Below are 19,896 nucleotides of genomic sequence, written 5' to 3' on the forward strand. Positions count from 1 at the left end.
GGCGCCCGCCGCGTCGACGCCGCCCGCCGGGCCGCCCGGGCGGCCGAGGGCTACGCGGGTGTCGACGCCGTGGCCGACGCGGCGCACGCCTTCTGGCTCGCGGGACGCTTGCACGCGGCCCTGGGAGACGTCGACGAGGCGGTGTGGCACCTCGAGTCGGCCGTCGAGGGCTTCACAGCCGCCCGGCAGCGGGAGCCGCGCGGTGAGGCCGCGTCCGCGCTCGTCGACGTGCTGCGCGCCGCGGGCCGTGACGACCGGGCGGACGAGGTGCTGCGCGCGCTGACGCGGTGAGCCACGCCGCTGCATCGGCACGGCGTCACTGCACCAGCAGGATGCTCACCCCGGGTACGTGCGCACCGATCAGGCGACGGTCCGCGGTGAGCAGCGGTGCGTCGAGCGCGATGGCGAGGGCGACGTAGGCCGCGTCGGCGATCCGCACGCGGCCGCGCAGCGCCCAGACGTGCGCCACCAGCCCGGAGGTGTCGAGCCGCTCGCACGGGAAGCCGGACCAGGCGTCGAGCGCGTCGTCCGCCTGCGCCGTCGTGAGCTGCCGGGCGCGCTCGAGCCGTGCGAGTGCCGACATCACCTCGGTGTCGATCAGCGCCGGTGCCACCGGTGCGGTCCCCGACAGGCGACGGCGCGCTGCGGCGGCGAGCGGCCCGCCGACGACCACGTGGACCGCGACGCTCGCGTCGAGCACGACCTTCACGGGGCCGGAGCGACGACGTCCGGTGCGTACTCGGCCCGCACGGTGTCGAGCGCTGCCACCACGTCGATCCGCGGGTGGGGCGACGGCACCGGGTGGGCGGCGAGCCACTCGTCGACGGTGGGACGCTCGAGATCGCGTTCCAGGAGGCGCGTGACGTAGTCCGACATCGTCGTGCCCGAGCGCCGCGCGCGTTCTGCCAGGCGCGCGTGGAGCTCCTCCGGAAGATGCTTGACCTGCAACGTCGCCATAAGCATGACGCTAGCATGCTGTGGGCATGCTGCGCTCAGGTCACTGTGAGCGGTCGTAGCCTGGGGCAACCCCCGACGACGAGGAGCACCGCATGTCCGCGCTCGACCCGTACCGCGCCGCCGACGACCGGTACGCGACCATGACCTACCGCCGCACGGGACGCTCGGGCCTCGACCTGCCGGCGCTGTCGCTCGGGCTGTGGCACAACTTCGGTGACACGGCACCGTTCGCGACGCAGCGCGACGTCCTGCGCCGCGCGGTCGACCTGGGCATCACGCACCTCGACCTGGCGAACAACTACGGCCCGCAGCCGGGCGCGGCGGAGGAGAACTTCGGCCGGCACCTCGCGGCGGACCTGCGGCCGTACCGCGACGAGCTCGTCATCTCCACCAAGGCGGGCTACGACATGTGGTCCGGCCCGTACCAGGACGGCGGGTCCCGCAAGTACCTGCTGGCGTCGCTCGACGCGTCGCTGCGGCGCATGGGCCTGGACTACGTCGACGTGTTCTACCACCACCGTCCGGACCCCTCGACGCCGATCGAGGAGACCATGGGCGCGCTCGCGCACGCCGTGAGCAGCGGCAAAGCCCTCTACGTCGGCATCTCCAACTACTCGCCGTCGCAGACGCGCGAGGCGCACGCGGTGCTCGCCGAGATGGGCGTGCGGCTGCTCATCCACCAGCCGAGCTACTCGATGTTCAACCGGCACGTCGAGGACGTCGGCGCGGGCCAGCACGAGTCGCTGCTCGACGTGGTCGGCGAGCTGGGCCTCGGGACCATCGTGTTCTCGCCGCTCGCGCAGGGGCTGCTGACCGACAAGTACCTGGGCGGCCAGGCGCCGGCCGGGTCGCGGGCGGCCGGGGCGAGCCCGTTCCTGTCGCAGGGCGCGCTCTCGCCGACGTACCTGGCCCGCGCGCGTGCGCTGAACGAGATCGCGGCGGGTCGCGGGCAGAGCCTCGCGCAGCTCGCGCTCTCGTGGGTGCTGCGCGACGAGCGCGTCACCTCCGCGCTGGTCGGTGCCAGCTCGGTGGCGCAGCTCGAGGACAACGTCGCGGCGCTCGCGGCACCCCCGCTGACGGACGACGAGCTGGCCGCGATCGACGAGCACGCGGTCGACGGCACCGGCCGCTGACCGGCGGGATCGTGAGGGGTTGCCGCCGCAGGACGACGGCAACCCCTCACGATCAGTAGATCGGGCGGCCCGTGGCGTCGGGGACGCCGGACTTGCGGAAGAAGTACGTGCGGACCTGGTCGCGCCACTCGGTGGCCGAGCGGACCTGCTCGTCGAGGCGCTCGGCGACCCGCGCGTGCAGGCCGTCCGGGACGAGCCCGTCCAGCGCCGCCCACGCGTCGACCCACGACGTCACCACGTCGACGGCGTCGGCGCGCGAGTCGTAGACGTGCTGGACCACGGTCTTCCCGCTGTGCAGCACGTGGCCGTACGGCACGTGGTGGAAGAACAGCAGCAGCTCGTCGGGGCAGGTCGCCAGGTCCTCGTACGTCTCGCGCCACGGTGACGGGTACTGCCCCGCGTAGCCGGTGCCGGTCGCCACTGTCCGGTCGACGCCGATCCCGTCGCGGTCCGCGAAGTGGTACGTGCCCCACTTCGAGTACTCGTACCCGTCGACGTTCGGCCCGTAGTGCCCGCGCCCGGGGTCGACCATGAAGCCGACGCCCAGCGGTGCCGTGTAGGCCTCGTACGTCAGCCACGAGTCGTCCATGAGCGTGTGCAGCGTCGCGCGCACGCGCGGGTCGGCGCCGGGGAACGTGAGCCCGATCCACTCGTCGAGCAGCTCGACCGGGTCCGCCTCGGGGTTCCACGCGAGCCGCCCGTACGCGTACAGGTTGGCCTGCGCGAGCGGGTGGCCCGTCCAGAACTCGTCGTCGCCGACGTTGGACACGGCGGTGATGCCGCCTGCGGGCAGGTCGCCCGACGGGGTGTCGCGGTGGCCCGGCAGCCCGGACACGATGCGCGCGACGTCCCGCGTCGCGTCCTCGGCCAGCGGGAAGCCGAGCACCTGCGACCACAGCGGCCCCAGGTAGCACACGTGCTTCTGGTGGCCCGTGTACTCCTGCGTGACCTGCAGCTCGACCGCCAGGCGCGTGCGCGGCATCGCGGCGAGCACCGGCGAGATGGGCTCGCGCGGCTGGAAGTCGATCGGCCCGTACTTGACCTGCAGCACGACGTTCTCGTCGAACCGGCCGTCCAGGGGTGCGAAGTGGTCGTACGCCGCGCGGGCGCGGTCGGTGCGCCGGTCGCGCCAGTCCTGCTCGTGGTTGTAGACGAACGCGCGCCAGAACACCGTCCCGCCGTGCGGCCGCAGCGCCCGCGCCAGCAGGTTCGCACCGTCGGCGTGGTCCCGCCCGTACGCGAACGGGCCCGGCTGCCCCTCGGAGTCCGCCTTGACGACGAACCCGCCGAAGTCCGGGATCGTCGCGTAGACGCGGTCGGCGGCGGCCGCCCACCACGCCTGCACGTCCGGGTCGGCGGGGTCCGAGGTCGTCAGGCCGCCGAGCACGACGGGCGACGCGAACGACACCGACAGGTACGTCCGCACGCCGTGCGGGCGGAAGAGGTCGGCGACGCGCGCGACGTCGGCCAGCCCGTCGGTCAGCAGCCGTGCCTCGGTCCGGTGCACGTTGACGTTGTTGATCGCCACCGCGTTGATCCCGATCGACCCGAGCAGGCGCGCGTAGTCCGCGACGCGCGACAGGTCCTCGCGCACGCGGCCGTCGGCGTAGAAGATCGAGCCGCCCGCGTACCCGCGCTCGACCTGGCCCATGACGGGGTGGACGTCGATGTTGTCCCAGTGGTCGAGCATGCGCACGGGTGCGACGGGGCGCGAGGTGACCGGCGCGTGGTCCGCGCCGAACGCGGCGTCCCCCGCGCGGACCACGTCGTGCAGGCCGTGCAGCAGACCGGTGGCGTCGGGGGCGACGACGACGGTGACGCCACCGGTCCGCAGTCGGGTGAACCCGTGGTCCGGCCCGTCCGGTGCGACGCGCAGCACCAGGTCGTGGCCGTCCGTCGACGAGGCGTCGTCGCCGACCGTCAGCGCACCGCCGTGCGCGGCGGTCGCCCGCCGCACCTCCTCGACCACGGTGGCGCCGACGGGGCCGGCGTCGCGTCCGAGGTCGACGAGCACGCGTCGCGCGCCGAGCGGGGCGAGGGCCGCGTCGGGCAGCCACGCGGGATGGACGCGGGGGGAGGTCGAGGCGCTCACCAGTCGTGCACCGTTCCGTCCTTGAGCCGGTTGAACGGCAGGTACGCCGCCTGGTAGGGGTGCCGCGAGGCCGCGTCGTCGTCGTACGTGACGCCCAGGCCGGGTTCGTGCCCGGGGTGCAGGTGGCCGTCGGCGAACGTGAACGACGTGCGGAACACCTCGTCGGTCGTCGCGGAGTGCTTCATGTACTCCTGGATCCCGAAGTTGTGGATCGCGAGGTCCAGGTGCAGCGCGGCGGCCATGCCGACGGGCGAGATGTCGGTCGGGCCGTGGATCCCGGACTTGATCTGGTACTGCGCGGCGTAGTCGAGGATGCGGCGCAGCGCGGTGATGCCGCCGGTGTGGGTGACGGCCGAGCGGACGTAGTCGATGAGCTGCTCGCGGATGAGCGTCTGGTAGTCCCACACCGTGTTGAAGACCTCGCCGATCGCCAGCGGCGTGGTCGTGTGCTGACGGACCAGGCGCAGCGCGTCCTGGTTCTCGGCCGGCGTGCAGTCCTCGAGCCAGAACAGGTCGTACGGCTCGAGGTCCTTGCCCAGGCGCGCGGCCTGGATGGGGGTCATGCGGTGGTGGCCGTCGTGCAGCAGCGGCAGCTCGGGGCCGAACTCGTTGCGGACGGCCTCGAAGACGCGGGGGATGTGCCGCAGGTAGGCGCGGGTGTCCCAGTCCTCCTCGGCCGGCAGCGGCGCGCGCTGGGCGGGCTCGTAGTCGTAGCGACCGGACGACGAGGGCTGCGCGGCGACGCCGTAGACGGCCGTGATGCCGGGCACCGCGGTCTGGACGCGGATGGAGCGGAAGCCCTCGTCGAGGTGCTGACGGATCGAGTCGAGGAGCTCGGGGACGTCACGCCCGGAGGCGTGCCCGTACGCCATGATCCCGCGGCGCGAGGCGCCGCCGAGCAGCTGGTACAGCGGCATGCCGGCGAGCTTGGCCTTGATGTCCCACAGCGCGACGTCCACCGCGGCGATCGCGGCCATCGTCACGGGCCCGCGGCGCCAGTAGGCGCTGCGGTAGAGGAACTGCCACGTGTCCTCAATGGTGTGCGCGTCCCTGCCGATCAGCAGAGGGACGACGTGGTCGGTGAGGTAGCTCGCGACGGACAGCTCGCGTCCGTTGAGGGTGGCGTCGCCGAGGCCCTCCACGCCGTCCTGCGTGACGATGCGTAACGTGACGAAGTTGCGACCGGGGCTGGAGACCAGCACCTCGGCAGTGCGGATGGCGGTGCCGGACATCGTGACATGCTCCTTCCGCCCGGTCGCGTCGTCGCGAGAGGGCACTGGTGAGACTAGGCAGGAACACGCTAGGCTGGCAATCGTTTGCCAGCAAGAACCGCTCTGCGCACCGTCGCGCGGGGTGTGACGAGCCGACCGGGAGGGTGCATGGCCGTCAGGCGCCAGCCCACGTTGCGTGACGTCGCTGCGGCGGCAGGGGTCGCGGTGTCGACCGCCTCGCGCGCGCTCACGAGGCCGGGTCGGGTCAACGCCGACACGGCCGACCGCGTCGTCGCGGTCGCCAAGGAGCTGGGGTACATCCCCAGCGCCTCGGCCCGCGCGCTGCTCTCCGGGCGTACCGCGACCGTCGCGCTCGTGCTCCCCGACGTCACCAACCCGTTCTTCTTCGGGCTGGTCCGCGGCACGGGGGCGCGGCTGCGCGAGTCCGGGTACGTGCAGGTCCTGGCGGACACCGAGGAGTCGGCCGAGGTCGAGCTCGACACGCTGCGCAAGCTGCGCGGGCAGGTCGACGGCGCGGTCCTGGCCGCCTCGCGTCTGTCCGACGAGCAGATCGCGGCCGCCGCGGCGGACCTCGCGCTCGTCGTCGTCAACCGCACGATCCCCGGGACGCCCGGCGTGCTGCTCGACACCGCCGGCGGCATGGTCCAGGCGCTCGAGCACCTGGCGGTGTCGGGGCACACCCGGGTCGCGTACGCGTCGGGGCCCGTGACGTCCTGGTCGGACCGCCGACGCCGAGAGGCGCTCGAGCCGGCGGCCGCGCGCCTGGGCGTCGAGCTCGTCGTGCTCGGCCCCTACGCGCCGGTCCGCGCGTCCGGCGCCCAGGTCGCCGACGCGGCGATCGACGCCGGTGTCACCGCCGTGATCGCGTTCAACGACCTCCTGGCGTTCGGCGTGCTCGAGCGGCTCGACGCCCGCGACGTCGCGGTGCCCGAGCGCATGAGCGTGATCGGCTGCGACGACATCTTCGGTGCCGACCTCGTGCGCCCCGCCCTGACGACCGTGGAGTCGCCCGTGGAGCAGGCCGGGCGCATGGCCGCCGACCTGCTGCTCGCGCGGCTCGAGGGCGGCAGGTCGGGCGACGAGGAGGGCGACGGGTTCGACGAGCCGGTCGACGCCCGCGACGCGGCCGACCCGGTGATGCTGCCCACCCGCCTCATCGTCCGGTCGTCGACGGGCGCGGCGGGCTGACGGGCGGCGGTGCCGTGGCGCACGGGGCGGGCAGGTTCAGCCCAGGGTCTCGACGTCGCACCTGATGCCCGGCGCACGGGCGAGGCGCGCATCAGCGGTCAGCAGGACGATGCCCAGTGCTTCGGCCAGCGCGACGTACGCCGCGTCGTCGCTGGTGACGGTGTGCCGGAGCTCCCAGATGCGGGGGAGCAGCGCGCGGTGCGGTGCGCGTCGGACGGGGAGGTCGACGAGGTCCTGCATCGCCAGGTCGGCGCGGCGTCCCGGCAGCTGCCCGGCGGCCGCGAAGCGACGCAGCACCGACGTGACCTCGAGATCGACGACCTCGGGAGCCGTGAGGGTCTGACCGCGCAGCCGCGCGCGCACGGTGTCGCCGTCCGGCCCGTCGTCGGCGAGTGCCGGGACGAGGACGCTGGCGTCAACGACGATCACGGTCGTCGCGGAGTGCCGCCACGCTGTCCCGGAAGGTCGACGAGCCGCCGGACCGTCCGCCGGCGCGATCGAGCACCTCGTCCAGCGTCGGTGTCGCTGCCTCTTCGACGAGCCGCGTCAGCAGGAACTCCTGCAGCGACTGGTGGGCCATCGCGGCCCTGCGGCGCAGGACGGCGTGCGTCTCCTCGGGGACGTCCTTGATCTGCACGCTGGGCATGGCGCCATTCTGGCTTTCGAGGCGCCGATCTACAAGTGCATGCGGGTGCTCAGCCGGGGGGTGACCCCAGCGTCGCCAGCACGCCCTCGGCGTAGCGGTCGAGCTTGGCCGCGCCGATGCCGGTGATGGTCCCCAGCTCGGCGCGGGACGTCGGGCGTCGCGCGACGATCTCCCGCAGCGTCGCGTCGTGGAACACGACGTACGCGGGCACGCCCTGCTCCTTCGCCGCGCCCGCGCGCCAGGCGCGCAGCGCCTCGAACACCTCGGCGTCGGGCCCGGTGAGGTCCGCCGCCGCCGCGGCGCGTCCCGACCCGCGGCGCTCACGCGGCGCCCGTGTCGTCGTGCGCGCGACCTCGCGGCGCAGCCGGACCTCGCGCTCGCCGCGCAGGACGTCGGCCGACGCGGGCAGGAGCCGGATCGTGCCGTACCCCTCGGTGTCGACGGCCAGCAGCTCGGCCGCGAGCAGCTGGCGGACCACGCCGCGCCACTCGCCGTCCGACAGGTCCTGGCCGATCCCGAAGGTCGAGAGCGCCTCGTGCCCGAGCTGCTGCACGCGCGGCGTCACCTTGCCGCGCAGGATGTCGACGAGGTGCCCCACGCCGTAGCGCTGCCCGCGCTGGTCGAGCCGCACGACCGTCGACAGCAGCTTCTGCGCCGGGACGGTGCCGTCCCACGACTCCGGCGGCTCCAGGCACGTGTCGCAGTTGCCGCATGGTCCGCCCGACTCCTGACCGAAGTACGCGAGCAGCTGCGTGCGGCGACAGTCCACCGTCTCGCACAGCGCGAGCATCGCGTCGAGGTGCTGCGTGAGGCGCCGCTTGTGCGCGGCGTCGCCCTCGGACGTGTCGATCATCCGGCGCTGCTGCACGACGTCGGCCAGCCCGTACGCGAGCCACGCGGTGGAGGGCAGGCCGTCGCGCCCGGCGCGGCCCGTCTCCTGGTAGTACCCCTCCACGGACTTCGGCAGGTCGAGGTGCGCGACGAACCGCACGTCGGGCTTGTCGATGCCCATGCCGAACGCGATGGTCGCGACCATGACGACGCCGTCGTCACGCAGGAAGCGCGACTGGTTCGCCGCCCGGACCCGGCGGTCGAGGCCCGCGTGGTACGGCAGGGCGTCGATGCCCTCCTTGCGCAGCGCCGCGGCGGTCTGCTCGACCGACGCCCGGGACAGGCAGTACACGATGCCCGCGTCACCGTCGTGCTCGGTGCGCAGCAGGTGCAGCAGCTGGGCGCGGGGGTTGTCCTTGGGGACGATGCGGTAGCGGATGTTCGGCCGGTCGAAGCTCGCGACGAACTGGGCGGCGTCGGTGAGCTGGAGACGTTCGCAGATCTCGCGGTGGGTCGCGTGCGTCGCGGTGGCGGTCAGCGCGACGCGCGGCACGTCCGGCCAGCGCTCGTGCAGCAGCGACAGCGCGAGGTAGTCGGGCCGGAAGTCGTGGCCCCACTGCGACACGCAGTGGGCCTCGTCGATCGCGAAGAGCGCGACGTGCCCGCGGTCCAGCAGGTCGAGCGTCTCGGGCACCCGCAGCCGCTCGGGGGCGAGGTACAGCAGGTCCAGCTCACCCGCGAGGAACGCGTCCTCGACCGCGCGACGCTGCTGGCGCTCCTGCGTCGAGTTGAGGAAGCCCGCCCGCACACCCAGCGCGGACAGCGCGTCCACCTGGTCCTGCATGAGGGCGATGAGCGGCGACACGACGACGCCCGTGCCCTCACGGACCAGCGCGGGCACCTGGTAGCACAGGGACTTGCCGCCACCGGTGGGCATGAGGACGACCGCGTCGCCGCCCGCGACGACCGTGTCGACGATCGCGGCCTGGTCGCCCCGGAAGGCGTCGTAGCCCCACACGCGGTGCAGGACGTCGGCCGGCGTGCCGTGCGACGGCGCGGGCGTCCCCGCCGCCGTGCTGCGCGGTGCGTCGGGACGCCGTGCCGACGTCCGGCCGGGCGACGGCGCGCCGGCCCACGGCTCGTCGGCCCACGCGTCGGGCGGGGGTGCGTCGTCCGGCGGCGGTGCCTCGTCCCACCAGGGCTCCGCCGGCTCGTCGTCCCACGTCGGGACGTCGGCGGCGGGCGCCTCGTCGACGGCGGCCGTCGACCGTCGTCGACGGGCCTGCGGGAGGGCGGGGTCCGACTGCACCCGCCCACCCTACGAGCCCTCGGGGGCACCCGGGTCCGCCGCGGCCCGACCTGTGGACGGCGGGGCCCCGCTCAGCCCTCGGCGGGCTCCTCGGTCCGCAGCGGCTCGGTGTAGCGGGCCTGCAGCGCCGCACCGGCGCCGTCGCTCAGCAGCGCGCCGGCGGCCGCCTGGCCGCGGGCCCGCACCGAGCGCACCGCCACCTTCTCGTCACCCGCGAGCAGCCCGTCCACCGCCTGCCGCGCGACGTCGGCGGGGTCGTCCTTGCCGCCGTGCGCCACGCGCGTGTCCAGCATGTCCGCGCGCTCGAAGAAGTCGGTGTCCGTCGGCCCCGGCAGCAGCGCCGTCACGGTCACGCCCGTGTCGCGCAGCTCGTACCGCAGCGCCTGCGCGAACGACAGGTCGAACGCCTTCGCCGCCGCGTACGTCGCGTAGTACGGGCCGGGCATCAGCGCACCCACCGACGACGTCACGAGGACCCGGCCCGAGCCGCGGGCGACCATCGCGGGCAGCAGCGCGTGCGCGAGCCGGACGGGTGCGACGACGTCGAGCGCGATCGTGCGCAGGTGGTCCTCCAGCGCGACGTCGAGGAAGGCGCCGCCCGCGCCCACCCCCGCGTTGAGGACGAGCAGGTCGAGCGGCCGGCCGGTCCCGGCCACGTCCGCGACCAGGGCATCGACCCCGGCGGCCTGCGTCAGGTCCGCGCGGACCGCGCGGACGGCCCGGCCGTGCTGCGTGAGCCCGTCGGCCGCGAGCGCCAGCTGGTCGTCGTCGGCCGTCACGAGCAGGTCGTGGCCCAGCTCGGCCAGCCGGACGGCGATCTCGAGCCCGATGCCGCTCGACGCACCCGTGACCAGCGCGAGCGGTGCGGGAACCAGGGACGTCTCCATGCTCACCTCCGTGCCGACGTGGTCCTCCACGCTACGGGCGACCGCGGGCGGCCGCACGGGCACGGCGGAGCGCGCCGCGCCCACCGCGCGACGCGGCGGCGCTCGCATCCGTAGGGTGGCGCCATGGGAACCGCACTGGTCACCGGCGCGAGCGCCGGCCTGGGTCTGGAGTTCGCCTGGCAGCTCGCCACGGCGCGGCACGACGTCGTCCTGGTGGCGCGCGACGAGGGACGGCTGGCCCGCCTCGCGGGGCAGCTCGAGGCGGCAGCGGGCATCCACGCCGAGGTGCTGGCCGCCGACCTCACGGACCGGGCGGACGTCGAGCGCGTGGCCGAGCGCCTGCGGTCCGACGAGCGTCCCGTCGGCCTGCTCGTCAACAACGCGGGCCTCGGGCTCAACCAGCACTTCGTCTCGGGCGACCTCGCGGCCGAGGACCGCGCGCTCGAGCTCATGGTCCGGACGGTGATGGCGCTCTCGCACGCCGCGGCCGGGGCGATGGTGCGGCGCGAGCGCGGCGCGATCCTCAACGTCGGCTCCGTCGCCGGGCTCATCGCGTCGGGCACGTACTCGGCGCACAAGGCCTGGGTGCGGGTCTTCACGGAGGCGCTCGCGGTCGAGCTCAAGGGAACGGGCGTCACCGCGACGGTCGTCGCGCCGGGGTTCACGCGCACCGAGTTCCACGAGCGCGGCCGCATCGACACCGCGCACTACCCGGCGGTCGGCTGGCTCGACGCCGAGGACGTGGTCGCCGCGGCGCTCGCGGACGTCCGCCGCGGTGTCGTGCTGTCGACGCCGAGCCTGCGGTACAAGGCGGCCTCGGCGCTCCTGCGGCTCGCGCCGCGGTCCGCCGTGCGCACGTTCGGCGGCTACCGCCGGGCGCTGCTCGACGAGGCGCTCGAGGCGCCGGCCCCCGACGCCTGAGCCGGTCCGGGCGCCGGGATGCGCCCGGTTCGTCCCCTGACGCCGTGCTGCGGGTAGCGTGCGGACCTCACCGTCGTCCCCGGAGGATCCCGCATGCGCCTGCCCACCCGTCCCGCCCTGCGCCGGGCCCTGGTCGCGCTCGTCGCCGTCGGCGCGGTCGCGCGCAGGGCGGCCTCCCCCGGGGCCGCCGACGAGCCGACGACGACGAGCGGGCAGCCCGCGGGGGGCGGCGGGGGTGAGCAGGCCCCGCCGGTCGACGACGTCGCGAGCCAGGTGATGGCCGAGCAGACGGTCGACACACCGGTCGGCGACGCCTCGGCGGGCGGCGAGCTCACGCTCACGCTGCGCGACGTGCGCGTCGACGAGGGCGTCCTCACCGTGCGCTGGGCGCTGCGCTGGGACGCGCCCGACCGCGGCGACGACGAGGACATGAGCCTGTACGACCTCGGGCTCGCACCCGCGCCGCTGGTGACGGACACGACGCACCTGCAGGCGTTCCGGCCGCTGTGCGTCAAGGGCGACTGGAACGGGGGGCTGCCGGAGCGCATGGAGTGCCAGGACACGATGCTCGCCTCGCCGGTCGACCGCTTCGGCACCAAGCTGCTCAACCACTCGACGCTCGAGGGCTGGGCGGCGCTGCCTGCGCCGGAGAACGAGGGCGGCTCGCTCGACGTGCTCGTCGCCGAGGGGCTGCCGGTGTTCACGGGCGTGACGGCACGGCAGGGCGAGTGACGGCCCGCGCGGTGGGGCCGGCCCCGCGCCGTGGGCGCCTCGCGCTCGCGCTCGCCGCGGCCGTGCCCCTGGTCCTCGGCGGCGCGGGCGGGACCGCGCCGGCGGCCACGTCCGGCGCGGGGGAGCCCCCGTGGGCGGAGCTCGCACGTACCCCCGTGACGCCCGACATGGTCCAGCGCGCGACGCTGCGGCCGACGGGCGGACCGCTGGCCCTGGTCGGCGGGCCGCTCGCGCTCGTGCGGGAGAAGTCGGTGCGTGAGCTCGCGCGCGAGTCGCAGGGCGTCACGACCCTGACGTCGGACCTGCTGTTCGGCTTCGACAGCGCCGCGCTCGCCCCGGGCGCGGACGCCGCGCTCGGCGAGCTCGCGGCCGCACTGCCGCAGGGCGCCGCGGTCGCGGTCGACGGCCACACCGACGGGCTCGGTGGCGACGAGGTCAACGTGCCGCTCTCGCAGGCGCGCGCCCAGGCCGTCGCCGGTGCGCTCGCGGCCGCGCGCCCCGACCTCGTGCTCACCGTCACCGGGCACGGCAGCTCCGTGCCCGTGGCCGAGGAGCAGGTCGACGGGCGCGACGACCCGTCCGGGCGCGCGCTGAACCGCCGGGTCGAGGTGCGCGTCACGGGGTGAGGGACCGGTGCGTCGGGCGACCCGGACGGCGGGCGTCGGCGGGCGGTCGGGCCGGTAATCTCGGGCCGTGACCGACGCCCCCGCCGCAACGCCCCGCGACCAGCTCATCGCCCTCGTCCGTGACCTCGCCGTGGTGCACGGCCGGGTGACGCTCTCGTCCGGCAAGGAGGCCGACTACTACGTCGACCTGCGCCGGGCGACGCTCCACCACCGCGCCGCGCCCCTCATCGGGCACCTCCTGCTCGACCTGCTCGAGGAGGCCGGCCTCGGCACCGCGGAGATCGACGCGGTCGGCGGGCTGACCCTCGGGGCCGACCCGGTCGCCACGGCGCTGCTGCACGCGGCCGCGTCGCGCGGGCAGGACCTCGACGCGTTCGTCGTGCGCAAGGCGGGCAAGGCCCACGGCCTGCAGCGCCGCATCGAGGGACCGGACGTCGCCGGTCGTCGCGTGGTCGTCGTCGAGGACACGTCGACCACGGGCGGGTCCGCCATCACCGCCGTGGAGGCCGTGCGCGAGGCCGGTGGCGAGGTCGTCGCGGTCGCGACGATCGTCGACCGCGCCACGGGCGCGCGCGAGGCGATCGAGGCGCTCGGGGTCTCCTACCACCACCTGCTCGACCTGACCGACCTGGGCCTGGCATGACCCCCACCCCGCCGCGGGCGCCCGGACCACCGGGCCCCGCGGCGGGCGGACCGGCGCGGCGGCGCGGGCGGCGCGCGGTGCTGACCGGCGTCGTCGCCCTGTGGACCGTCGGGATCGGCTACCTCGTCCTGACGCGGATGAGCCTCGGCGGGCCCGAGGTCGTGCTGCTCGTGGTGGTGGCGGTCGTGGGGCCCGTCGTCGCGTGGCTCGGCAACCGCTGGCAGCAGCGTCGTCACGAGCGGCTCGCGGCGTGGGGGAGCCTCAACGGCTGGGACTACGTGCGGTACGACCGCGGGCTCGAGCGCATCCAGACCGGCGTGCCGTTCAGCACCGGCGACTCCCACGCGGCGATCGAGGTGATGCGCCGCGACTGGCAGGGCCGTCCGGCGGTCTCGTTCACGTACCGGTGGGTCACCGGCACGGGCAAGGAGCGGAGCACGTCGTACGCGCACGTCGTGGCGCTGCGGCTGCCGGCGTACCTGCCGAGGCTCGAGGTGACCGCCGAGGGCGTCGGGGCGCGGCTCGTCAAGCTCGCCGGCGGCAAGGACCTGCAGCTCGAGCTCGCGGCGTTCAACCGCGAGTACCGCGTCGTGGCCGCCGACGAGCGCACGGCGCACGCCGTGCTGCACCCCCGGCTGATGGAGCGGCTGCTGCGGTCCGACGCTCTCGGCCGGCCGTGGCGCATCGAGGGCACGTGGCTCGTGACCTGGGACGACGGACGCACCGACGTCGACCGCGTCGCCGGGCGGCTGATGCTGCTGGGGGCGATCGCCGACGCCGTGCCGCGCCACGTCTGGCAGGACCACGGTCACGACCCGGCCGGTACGATCGGGGCACCTCGCACCCCCTAGGAGCCCTCGTGAACGGCACCATCGCCGCCGTGGTCGTCATCGCCGTCGTCGTCCTGCTCCTGCTGTGGGCGGTCGTGCTCTACAACGGGTTCGTCCGGCTGCGCAACCTCGTGCAGGAGTCCTGGCGGCAGATCGACGTCGAGCTGCACCGCCGGCACGACCTGATCCCCAACCTCGTCGAGACGGTCAAGGGGTACGCGGCGCACGAGCGCGGCGTGTTCGACGAGGTCACGCGGGCCCGCGCGGCCGCCGCCGGGCCGGCGGCCGGGCCCGCCGAGCAGGCGGTGCAGGAGAACGCGCTGAACTCGGCGCTGGGCAGGCTGCTCGCGGTGGCCGAGAACTACCCGGTGCTGCGCGCGAGCGAGAACTTCCAGCAGCTGCAGGCCGAGCTCGCCAACACCGAGGACCGCATCGCCGCGGGCCGCCGGTTCTACAACGCGAACGTCCGTGAGCTGAACACCAAGGTCGAGTCGTTCCCGGCCAACGTGATCGCGCGGATGTTCGGGTTCACGCGCGCCGAGTACTTCGAGGTGGACGACCCGCAGATCCGCCAGGCACCCGCCGTCGGCTTCTGACGGCGACGACGAGGCCCGCCTCCCCGCTGCGAGCGGGGGGCGGGCCTCGTCGTGCCGGTCTCGTCGTGCCGGGTCAGTGCGAGAACGTCGCGATGTGCTGGGCCGTCGGCGCGACGTGACGCTCGGGCGCGATGAGCGAGGGCAGGCGGTGCAGCAGGGGGTCGACGAGGCCGCGGCGCGGGTCGAGCACGTGCGCGTGCTCGAGGCGCGCGAGCAGCCGGCCGACCTCGGGCGTGGACAGGCCGAGCAGGCGCGCGAGCGGCTCGGGCTCGACGAAGCGGTCGGTCGTCGCGCAGACGCTCGACAGCAGCAGGTCGAGGGGGCAGCCGTCCACGCCGCGGCAGACGTCCCGGTGCAGGCCGGCCGCGAGCGCGGCGACGAGCTCCGGGCTCACGTCGCCCAGGTCGCGGTGCTCCGCGACCGCGCGCGGCAGGCCGCCGTGGCGCAGGTAGGCGGCCCGCACGTCACCGACGTCGTCCGTCGGGCGCGCACCCAGCACCTCGGACAGGCTCGCGGGCTGCAGGCGGCGCACCGTCAGGCTGCCGGCGGGGCAGGCGGCCTCCAGCGCGGCCAGGTCGTCGGGGTCGAGGACCGACGTGGTCGCGACCACCTGGTCGCCGCGTCGTGCCGCGTCCGCCAGCACGCGCGGCCACCCCGCGACCGCGCCGACCTCGTCGACGACGAGGACGCGCGGCCCGTCGCACGCCGGTGCACCCGTCCGCGTGGGGGTGCGCACGGCCGTCGCGAGGTCGGACGGCTCGAGGTCCGTGAGCGTCCCGTCGGCGTCGGTGAGCTGCGCGGGGACCAGCACGACGCACCGCGGGTCGGTGGCGGGGTCGGCGACGAGGTGGGCCACGACGTCCTTGACCGCCGTCGTCTTGCCGACACCGCGCGGCCCGACCACGAGCGTGACGGTGCCGGGGAGCGGACCGTCCGCGAGAGGGGCGAGCGCGGCGCGTGCCCCGGCCGTCGCGGGCGCCCACTCGTGGCGTGCGCGCGTGGCGAGCTCGTCGTCGTCGAGCACCCAGGTCGCGCGCCGGCGGCGCGACCACCAGGGGTTGGCCGCGCGGAGCACCCGGGCGAGCTCGCTGTTGCGCATGGTCCCAGGGTGACCCCTGGTGGGGCGGCGTCACCGGGACGAACGGCCCCGGCGGGCCGGTGACCGGGGCCGATCGGCACCCCGAGGGGACGGACGTCGGTCAGACGAGCTCGATGAGGTCCTGCACCGAGTCACGCACGGCGGTGGGCCGGAACGGGAAGCGCTCGACGTCGGAGGCGCGCGTCGAGCCCGTCAGCACGAGGTAGGTGCGCAGGCCCGCCTCGATGCCCGCGACCACGTCGGTGTCCATGCGGTCGCCGACCATGACGGTCGTCTCCGAGTGCGCGTCGATCCGGTTGAGCGCGGAGCGGATCATCATGGGGTTGGGCTTGCCCACGAAGTAGGGCTTGCGGCCCGTCGCGGCGGAGATCATCGCGGCGACGGCGCCGGTGGCCGGCACGTCCCCCTCGGCGCTGGGCCCGGTGACGTCGGGGTTCGTGGCGATGAACCGGGCGCCGCCCTGGATGAGGCGCACCGCCTGGGTGATCGCCTCGAACGAGTACGTGCGCGTCTCGCCGAGGACGACGAAGTCCGGGCGGGCGGCCGTCAGGGTGTACCCGCCCTCGTGCAGGGCAGTCGTCAGGCCGGCCTCGCCGATGACGTAGGCCGACCCGCCGGGCATCTGGTCCGTGAGGAACTGCGCCGTGGCCAGCGCGGACGTCCAGATGGACCGCTCGGGCACGTCGATCCCCGTCGCGGCGAGGCGTGCGCACAGGTCACGCGGCGTGAAGATCGAGTTGTTGGTGAGGATGAGGAACGGCCGCTCGGCGGCCTTGAGCGCGTCGACGAACTCCGCGGCACCCGGCAGCGCCGTCCCCTCGTGCACCAGGACGCCGTCCATGTCGGACAGCCACGACCGGATCTCCCGCGTCATCGCCGCGGCTCCGGCCCCGTCTCGCCGCCGTCCTCGACGACCTGCGTGCCCGCCTGGCCCGGCACGGGCGCGGTCGCCGCCGCACCGAAGACCTCGCGCTCGACGGCCGCGCGCTCGACGGGCTCGTCGTAGTCGGTGTCGCGGCCCTCGACCGTCTCGCCGGTGCTCTCCTTGCGCCGCGCGCGCCAGAGCTCGAAGGCGACGGGCAGCACCGAGACGCCGACGATGACGATCAGCAGGGCCTCGATGTTGTTCTTGATGAACGTGAAGTTGCCCAGCCAGTAGCCCAGCAGCGTCACGCCGACGCCCCACAGGAGCGCGCCGACGACGTTGTAGGACACGAAGTGCCGGTAGTTCATCTTGCCGACGCCGGCCGCGACGGGCGCGTACGTCCGCACGAAGGGCACGAAGCGCGCCACGATGATCGTGCGGCCGCCGTACTTGTCGAAGTACGCGTACGTCTGGTCGATGTACTTCTGCTTGAAGAAGCGCGAGTCCGGGCGGCTGAACACCTTCGGGCCCAGCCGGCGGCCGATCACGTACGCCACCTGGTCCCCGACGAACGCCGCGGCGAACAGCATGAGGCAGAGCACGAAGATGTTGATGTGGACCGGGAACTTGTCCTGCGCGACGAGGGCGCCGGCGGTGAAGAGCAGCGAGTCGCCGGGGAGGAACGGGAACAGCAGGCCCGTCTCGATGAAGATGACGGCGACGATGCCGACGACCACGGCCGTCCCGAACGAGCTGATCAGGTGGTCCGGGTCGAGGAAGTCCGGTCCCAGCGCGGGCAGCGGACCTCCCGCCAGGAGCGGCACGGTCGCGTCGGTCAGGGCGGCGGTGAGCACCGTCGTCGTCAGCATGAGGTCCAGCGTACGGCGCACCCGGGACGCGGGGGGCGGTCTCCCGGTCGGGGAGGATCGGGGGGTGACGGACGACAGCGGCCATCCGCAGGACGCGCACCAGGTGCCCGACGTCGGCGTCGGGCCGTGGCCCGGCGGGCCCGACGCGTGGCCCGACGACCCGCGGTACGACCCCGAGCTGCTGGCGCACGGCGACCGCCGCAACGTCGTCGACGCCTACCGGTACTGGACGGTCGAGGCGATCGTGGCCGACCTCGACACGCGCCGGCACCCGTTCCACGTGGCCATCGAGAACTGGGCGCACGACCTCAACATCGGCTCGGTCGTGCGGACCGCGAACGCCTTCAACAGCGCGGGCGTCCACGTCGTCGGCCGGCGCCGCTGGAACCGCCGCGGCGCCATGGTCACCGACCGCTACCTGCACGTCCACCACCACCCGGACGCGGCCGCGCTCGCGACGTGGGCCGCCGGGGCCGGGCCGGGCGGCACGCGCCTGCCGATCGTCGGCATCGACAACGTGCCGGGCTCGGTGGCCCTCGAGACGCACGTCCTGCCGCCCCGGTGCGTGCTGCTGCTCGGGCAGGAGTCCACCGGCCTGACCGAGGGCGCCCAGGCGGTGTGCGACGTCGTCCTGCACATCACGCAGCACGGCAGCACGCGCTCGCTCAACGCGGGGGCGGCCGCCGCGATCGCCATGCACACGTGGCTCGTGCGGCACGGCTGACGGGTCCCGGTGGACGTCCCGGAACGCCCGGGGGCCGGTGGTGGCAGACTCGGGGGGTACCCCACCCCGAACACCAGGAGATGCCGCGATGCCGATCGCAACCCCCGAGGTCTACGCCGAGATGATCGACCGGGCGAAGGCGGGCAAGTTCGCCTACCCCGCCGTGAACATCACGTCGTCCCAGACCGTCACCGCCGCCATCCAGGGCTTCGCGGAGGCCGAGTCGGACGGCATCATCCAGGTCTCCGTCGGTGGCGCCGAGTACGCCTCCGGCTCGACGATCAAGAACCGCGTCAGCGGCACGCTCGCGCTCGCGGCGTACGCGACCGAGGTCGCCAAGCACTACGGCGTCACGATCGCGCTGCACACGGACCACTGCGTCAAGAAGAACCTCGACTCGTGGGTCCGCCCGCTGCTCGAGCTCGAGGCCGAGCAGGTCAAGCGCGGCGAGAACCCGACGTTCCAGTCGCACATGTTCGACGGCTCGGACATCCCCCTCGAGGAGAACCTCGTCATCGCCGCCGAGCTGCTCGAGCGCTCGCGCGCGGCCCGCACGATCCTCGAGATCGAGGTCGGCGTCGTCGGTGGCGAGGAGGACGGCCACGAGGCCGAGATCAACGAGAAGCTCTACACGACGGCCGAGGACGGCCTCAAGACGGTCGAGGCCCTCGGCGCCGGCGAGAAGGGCCGCTACCTGACGGCCCTGACGTTCGGCAACGTGCACGGCGTGTACAAGCCGGGTGCCGTCAAGCTGCGCCCGTCGATCCTCGCGGACATCCAGCGTGAGGTCGGCGCCAAGATCGGCAAGGAGTCCCCGTTCGACCTCGTCTTCCACGGCGGGTCCGGCTCGACGGCCGCCGAGATCGCCGAGGCGGTCGACAACGGCGTCATCAAGATGAACATCGACACCGACACGCAGTACGCGTTCACGCGTCCGGTCGTCGGCCACATGTTCACGAACTACGACGGCGTCCTGAAGATCGACGGCGAGGTCGGCAACAAGAAGGCGTACGACCCGCGCGCCTGGGGCAAGCTCGCCGAGGCCGGCATGGCCGCGCGCGTCGTCGAGGCCTGCCAGCAGCTGCGGTCGGCGGGCACCCGCATCTCCTGACCACCGCACGCCCGACGCCGACGGCCCCGGTCCCCGCAAGGGGGTCCGGGGCCGTCGGCGTCAGGTCCGCGTCAGGCGGGACGCAGGGTCAGCCGGGGGAGTCCACCGGCTCGAAGGGCTCCGCGCCGTCGTCGTCGACGACGTCCAGGAGCTCGCCGATGCGGGTGACCTCCAGCAGGAACCGCACGGTCGGCGGCACGCGCAGCAGGCGGACCCGGTGCTCGCTGCGGATGGACAGGCGGGCGAGGAAGGCCACGCCCGAGGAGTCCATGAACGTCACGTGGTGCGCGTCGACCTCGATGGGCAGACCGCGCTGCTCCGCCTCGGCGGTGGCCTCCTGCAGCTCGGGGCCGAGGTCCGCGTCGACCTCGCCCGACAGGACGATGCGGGTCCGGTCCGTACCCACGATGACCTGCACGGCGCCGGGTTCCCCGACGGTCGTCGCTTCGGTCGCGTCCGACGTGGCGGCGTCCTGGTCGGTGGAAGGACTGTTAACGTCTCGCACGATGCTCCTTCCGGGCGCTGGCGGGGCTCACCGGGGTGGTCGAGCCGTCCGTCGTTCGGCACGCTAGACGATCGGAGGTGGTGGAGGTCAACTCCCACGC

The 19,896-nt window shown here is 74.3% G+C and carries 22 protein-coding genes and 1 pseudogene; 11 read left to right on the top strand and 12 right to left on the bottom strand.

Features of this window, described 5'->3' with window-relative positions; all coding sequences use genetic code 11:
• Positions 1–291 (top strand): annotated as a pseudogene (locus tag H9657_RS19050) (hypothetical protein); the annotation flags it as partial.
• A gap of 25 nt (positions 292–316) precedes the next feature.
• On the opposite strand, the gene H9657_RS09260 reads toward H9657_RS19050, so the two are convergent.
• Positions 317–709: a type II toxin-antitoxin system VapC family toxin gene (locus H9657_RS09260; protein WP_191782655.1), complete on the bottom strand. Its 393-nt coding sequence runs from the start codon at positions 707–709 to the stop codon at positions 317–319.
• On the bottom strand, positions 706–957 hold the full coding sequence (locus H9657_RS09265) for a FitA-like ribbon-helix-helix domain-containing protein (RefSeq protein WP_191782657.1): 252 nt from the start codon (positions 955–957) through the stop codon (positions 706–708). Before H9657_RS09265 ends, H9657_RS09260 begins: the two co-directional genes overlap by 4 nt.
• Positions 958–1,049: 92 nt before the next feature.
• On the opposite strand from H9657_RS09265, the gene H9657_RS09270 reads away from it, so the two are divergent.
• The gene (locus H9657_RS09270; protein WP_191782659.1) at positions 1,050–2,090 is read left to right on the top strand and encodes an aldo/keto reductase; all 1,041 of its coding nucleotides are present in this window, start codon (positions 1,050–1,052) and stop codon (positions 2,088–2,090) included.
• Positions 2,091–2,142: 52 nt separating this feature from the next.
• On the opposite strand, the gene H9657_RS09275 is transcribed toward H9657_RS09270, so the two are convergent.
• Both H9657_RS09275 and manD read right to left on the bottom strand, forming a co-directional pair.
• Positions 2,143–4,182 (bottom strand): alpha-glucuronidase, encoded by a 2,040-nt coding sequence (locus H9657_RS09275; protein WP_404813150.1) that lies wholly within the window; start codon positions 4,180–4,182, stop codon positions 2,143–2,145.
• Positions 4,179–5,414: a D-mannonate dehydratase ManD gene (gene manD / locus H9657_RS09280; RefSeq protein ID WP_191782662.1), complete on the bottom strand. Its 1,236-nt coding sequence runs from the start codon at positions 5,412–5,414 to the stop codon at positions 4,179–4,181. The genes H9657_RS09275 and manD overlap by 4 nt, the downstream gene beginning before the upstream one ends.
• A 147-nt stretch (positions 5,415–5,561) precedes the next feature.
• On the opposite strand from manD, the gene H9657_RS09285 reads away from it, so the two are divergent.
• Positions 5,562–6,602 carry a LacI family DNA-binding transcriptional regulator gene (locus tag H9657_RS09285; RefSeq protein ID WP_191782664.1) on the top strand — a complete coding sequence of 347 codons (1,041 nt, stop codon included), beginning with the start codon at positions 5,562–5,564 and terminating at the stop codon, positions 6,600–6,602.
• Between the two features lie 36 nt (positions 6,603–6,638).
• Here the strand turns inward: H9657_RS09285 and H9657_RS09290 are convergent, their stop codons facing one another.
• From H9657_RS09290 to H9657_RS09305, 4 genes are all read right to left on the bottom strand, one after another.
• Positions 6,639–7,031, bottom strand: coding sequence for a type II toxin-antitoxin system VapC family toxin (locus H9657_RS09290; protein ID WP_191782666.1), 393 nt, complete (start codon positions 7,029–7,031; stop codon positions 6,639–6,641).
• Positions 7,018–7,248 (bottom strand): FitA-like ribbon-helix-helix domain-containing protein, encoded by a 231-nt coding sequence (locus H9657_RS09295; RefSeq protein WP_191782668.1) that lies wholly within the window; start codon positions 7,246–7,248, stop codon positions 7,018–7,020. Before H9657_RS09295 ends, H9657_RS09290 begins: the two co-directional genes overlap by 14 nt.
• Positions 7,249–7,297: 49 nt before the next feature.
• Positions 7,298–9,388 (bottom strand): DNA helicase RecQ, encoded by a 2,091-nt coding sequence (gene recQ, locus H9657_RS09300; RefSeq protein WP_191782670.1) that lies wholly within the window; start codon positions 9,386–9,388, stop codon positions 7,298–7,300.
• A 71-nt stretch (positions 9,389–9,459) separates the two neighbouring features.
• On the bottom strand, positions 9,460–10,275 hold the full coding sequence (locus H9657_RS09305; protein WP_191782673.1) for an SDR family NAD(P)-dependent oxidoreductase: 816 nt from the start codon (positions 10,273–10,275) through the stop codon (positions 9,460–9,462).
• A gap of 123 nt (positions 10,276–10,398) precedes the next feature.
• Here H9657_RS09305 and H9657_RS09310 point away from each other — a divergent pair, with 123 nt between their 5' ends.
• The 6 genes from H9657_RS09310 (at position 10,399) to H9657_RS09335 (ending at position 14,623) form a co-directional block, all read left to right on the top strand.
• Positions 10,399–11,196 (top strand): SDR family NAD(P)-dependent oxidoreductase, encoded by a 798-nt coding sequence (locus H9657_RS09310; RefSeq protein ID WP_191782675.1) that lies wholly within the window; start codon positions 10,399–10,401, stop codon positions 11,194–11,196.
• A 93-nt stretch (positions 11,197–11,289) separates the two neighbouring features.
• Entirely contained in the window at positions 11,290–11,928 is a 639-nt protein-coding gene (locus tag H9657_RS09315) for a hypothetical protein (RefSeq protein WP_191782677.1), read from the top strand.
• Entirely contained in the window at positions 11,925–12,554 is a 630-nt protein-coding gene (locus tag H9657_RS09320; RefSeq protein ID WP_191782678.1) for an OmpA family protein, read from the top strand. Before H9657_RS09315 ends, H9657_RS09320 begins: the two co-directional genes overlap by 4 nt.
• A gap of 67 nt (positions 12,555–12,621) precedes the next feature.
• The gene (gene pyrE, locus H9657_RS09325; RefSeq protein WP_191782680.1) at positions 12,622–13,197 is read left to right on the top strand and encodes an orotate phosphoribosyltransferase; all 576 of its coding nucleotides are present in this window, start codon (positions 12,622–12,624) and stop codon (positions 13,195–13,197) included.
• Complete coding sequence (locus H9657_RS09330; protein WP_191782682.1) at positions 13,194–14,048, top strand: hypothetical protein; 855 nt, start codon at positions 13,194–13,196, stop codon at positions 14,046–14,048. Before pyrE ends, H9657_RS09330 begins: the two co-directional genes overlap by 4 nt.
• 8 nt (positions 14,049–14,056) lie before the next feature.
• Positions 14,057–14,623, top strand: coding sequence for a LemA family protein (locus H9657_RS09335; RefSeq protein WP_191782684.1), 567 nt, complete (start codon positions 14,057–14,059; stop codon positions 14,621–14,623).
• A gap of 73 nt (positions 14,624–14,696) precedes the next feature.
• On the opposite strand, the gene H9657_RS09340 is transcribed toward H9657_RS09335, so the two are convergent.
• The 3 genes from H9657_RS09340 to H9657_RS09350 all read right to left on the bottom strand — a co-directional run bounded on the left by H9657_RS09340 (position 14,697) and on the right by H9657_RS09350 (position 17,456).
• On the bottom strand, positions 14,697–15,722 hold the full coding sequence (locus H9657_RS09340; protein WP_191782686.1) for an AAA family ATPase: 1,026 nt from the start codon (positions 15,720–15,722) through the stop codon (positions 14,697–14,699).
• 100 nt (positions 15,723–15,822) lie between these two features.
• Positions 15,823–16,596 (bottom strand): HAD-IIA family hydrolase, encoded by a 774-nt coding sequence (locus tag H9657_RS09345; protein WP_191782688.1) that lies wholly within the window; start codon positions 16,594–16,596, stop codon positions 15,823–15,825.
• Positions 16,593–17,456, bottom strand: a complete 864-nt coding sequence (locus tag H9657_RS09350; protein WP_191782690.1) for a VTT domain-containing protein — start codon at positions 17,454–17,456, stop codon at positions 16,593–16,595. The genes H9657_RS09345 and H9657_RS09350 overlap by 4 nt, the downstream gene beginning before the upstream one ends.
• On the opposite strand from H9657_RS09350, the gene H9657_RS09355 reads away from it, so the two are divergent.
• Together H9657_RS09355 and fbaA are read left to right on the top strand one after the other, a co-directional pair.
• Positions 17,455–18,180 carry a TrmH family RNA methyltransferase gene (locus H9657_RS09355; RefSeq protein ID WP_191782692.1) on the top strand — a complete coding sequence of 242 codons (726 nt, stop codon included), beginning with the start codon at positions 17,455–17,457 and terminating at the stop codon, positions 18,178–18,180. The two genes, H9657_RS09350 and H9657_RS09355, sit on opposite strands and share 2 nt — an antisense overlap.
• 88 nt (positions 18,181–18,268) lie before the next feature.
• The gene (gene fbaA, locus H9657_RS09360; RefSeq protein WP_191782694.1) at positions 18,269–19,291 is read left to right on the top strand and encodes a class II fructose-bisphosphate aldolase; all 1,023 of its coding nucleotides are present in this window, start codon (positions 18,269–18,271) and stop codon (positions 19,289–19,291) included.
• An 88-nt stretch (positions 19,292–19,379) separates the two neighbouring features.
• On the opposite strand, the gene H9657_RS09365 is transcribed toward fbaA, so the two are convergent.
• Positions 19,380–19,796, bottom strand: a complete 417-nt coding sequence (locus H9657_RS09365) for an STAS domain-containing protein (RefSeq protein ID WP_191782695.1) — start codon at positions 19,794–19,796, stop codon at positions 19,380–19,382.
• Between the last annotated feature and the right edge of the window lie 100 nt (positions 19,797–19,896).

The sequence above is a fragment of the Cellulomonas avistercoris genome, from assembly GCF_014836445.1.
Taxonomy (GTDB): domain Bacteria; phylum Actinomycetota; class Actinomycetes; order Actinomycetales; family Cellulomonadaceae; genus Cellulomonas; species Cellulomonas avistercoris.

Excerpts from the sequence above, each read along its gene's own strand:
- H9657_RS09265 (WP_191782657.1), bottom strand. The coding sequence starts at position 957 with ATGGCGACGTTGCAGGTCAAGCATCTTCCGGAGGAGCTCCACGCGCGC.
- H9657_RS09270 (WP_191782659.1), top strand. The coding sequence starts at position 1,050 with ATGTCCGCGCTCGACCCGTACCGCGCCGCCGACGACCGGTACGCGACC.
- manD (WP_191782662.1), bottom strand. The coding sequence starts at position 5,414 with ATGTCCGGCACCGCCATCCGCACTGCCGAGGTGCTGGTCTCCAGCCCC.
- H9657_RS09285 (WP_191782664.1), top strand. The coding sequence starts at position 5,562 with ATGGCCGTCAGGCGCCAGCCCACGTTGCGTGACGTCGCTGCGGCGGCA.
- H9657_RS09295 (WP_191782668.1), bottom strand. The coding sequence starts at position 7,248 with ATGCCCAGCGTGCAGATCAAGGACGTCCCCGAGGAGACGCACGCCGTC.
- H9657_RS09305 (WP_191782673.1), bottom strand. The coding sequence starts at position 10,275 with ATGGAGACGTCCCTGGTTCCCGCACCGCTCGCGCTGGTCACGGGTGCG.
- H9657_RS09310 (WP_191782675.1), top strand. The coding sequence starts at position 10,399 with ATGGGAACCGCACTGGTCACCGGCGCGAGCGCCGGCCTGGGTCTGGAG.
- H9657_RS09315 (WP_191782677.1), top strand. The coding sequence starts at position 11,290 with ATGCGCCTGCCCACCCGTCCCGCCCTGCGCCGGGCCCTGGTCGCGCTC.
- H9657_RS09330 (WP_191782682.1), top strand. The coding sequence starts at position 13,194 with ATGACCCCCACCCCGCCGCGGGCGCCCGGACCACCGGGCCCCGCGGCG.
- H9657_RS09340 (WP_191782686.1), bottom strand. The coding sequence starts at position 15,722 with ATGCGCAACAGCGAGCTCGCCCGGGTGCTCCGCGCGGCCAACCCCTGG.
- H9657_RS09345 (WP_191782688.1), bottom strand. The coding sequence starts at position 16,596 with ATGACGCGGGAGATCCGGTCGTGGCTGTCCGACATGGACGGCGTCCTG.
- H9657_RS09355 (WP_191782692.1), top strand. The coding sequence starts at position 17,455 with ATGAGGTCCAGCGTACGGCGCACCCGGGACGCGGGGGGCGGTCTCCCG.
- H9657_RS09350 (WP_191782690.1), bottom strand. The coding sequence starts at position 17,456 with ATGCTGACGACGACGGTGCTCACCGCCGCCCTGACCGACGCGACCGTG.
- fbaA (WP_191782694.1), top strand. The coding sequence starts at position 18,269 with ATGCCGATCGCAACCCCCGAGGTCTACGCCGAGATGATCGACCGGGCG.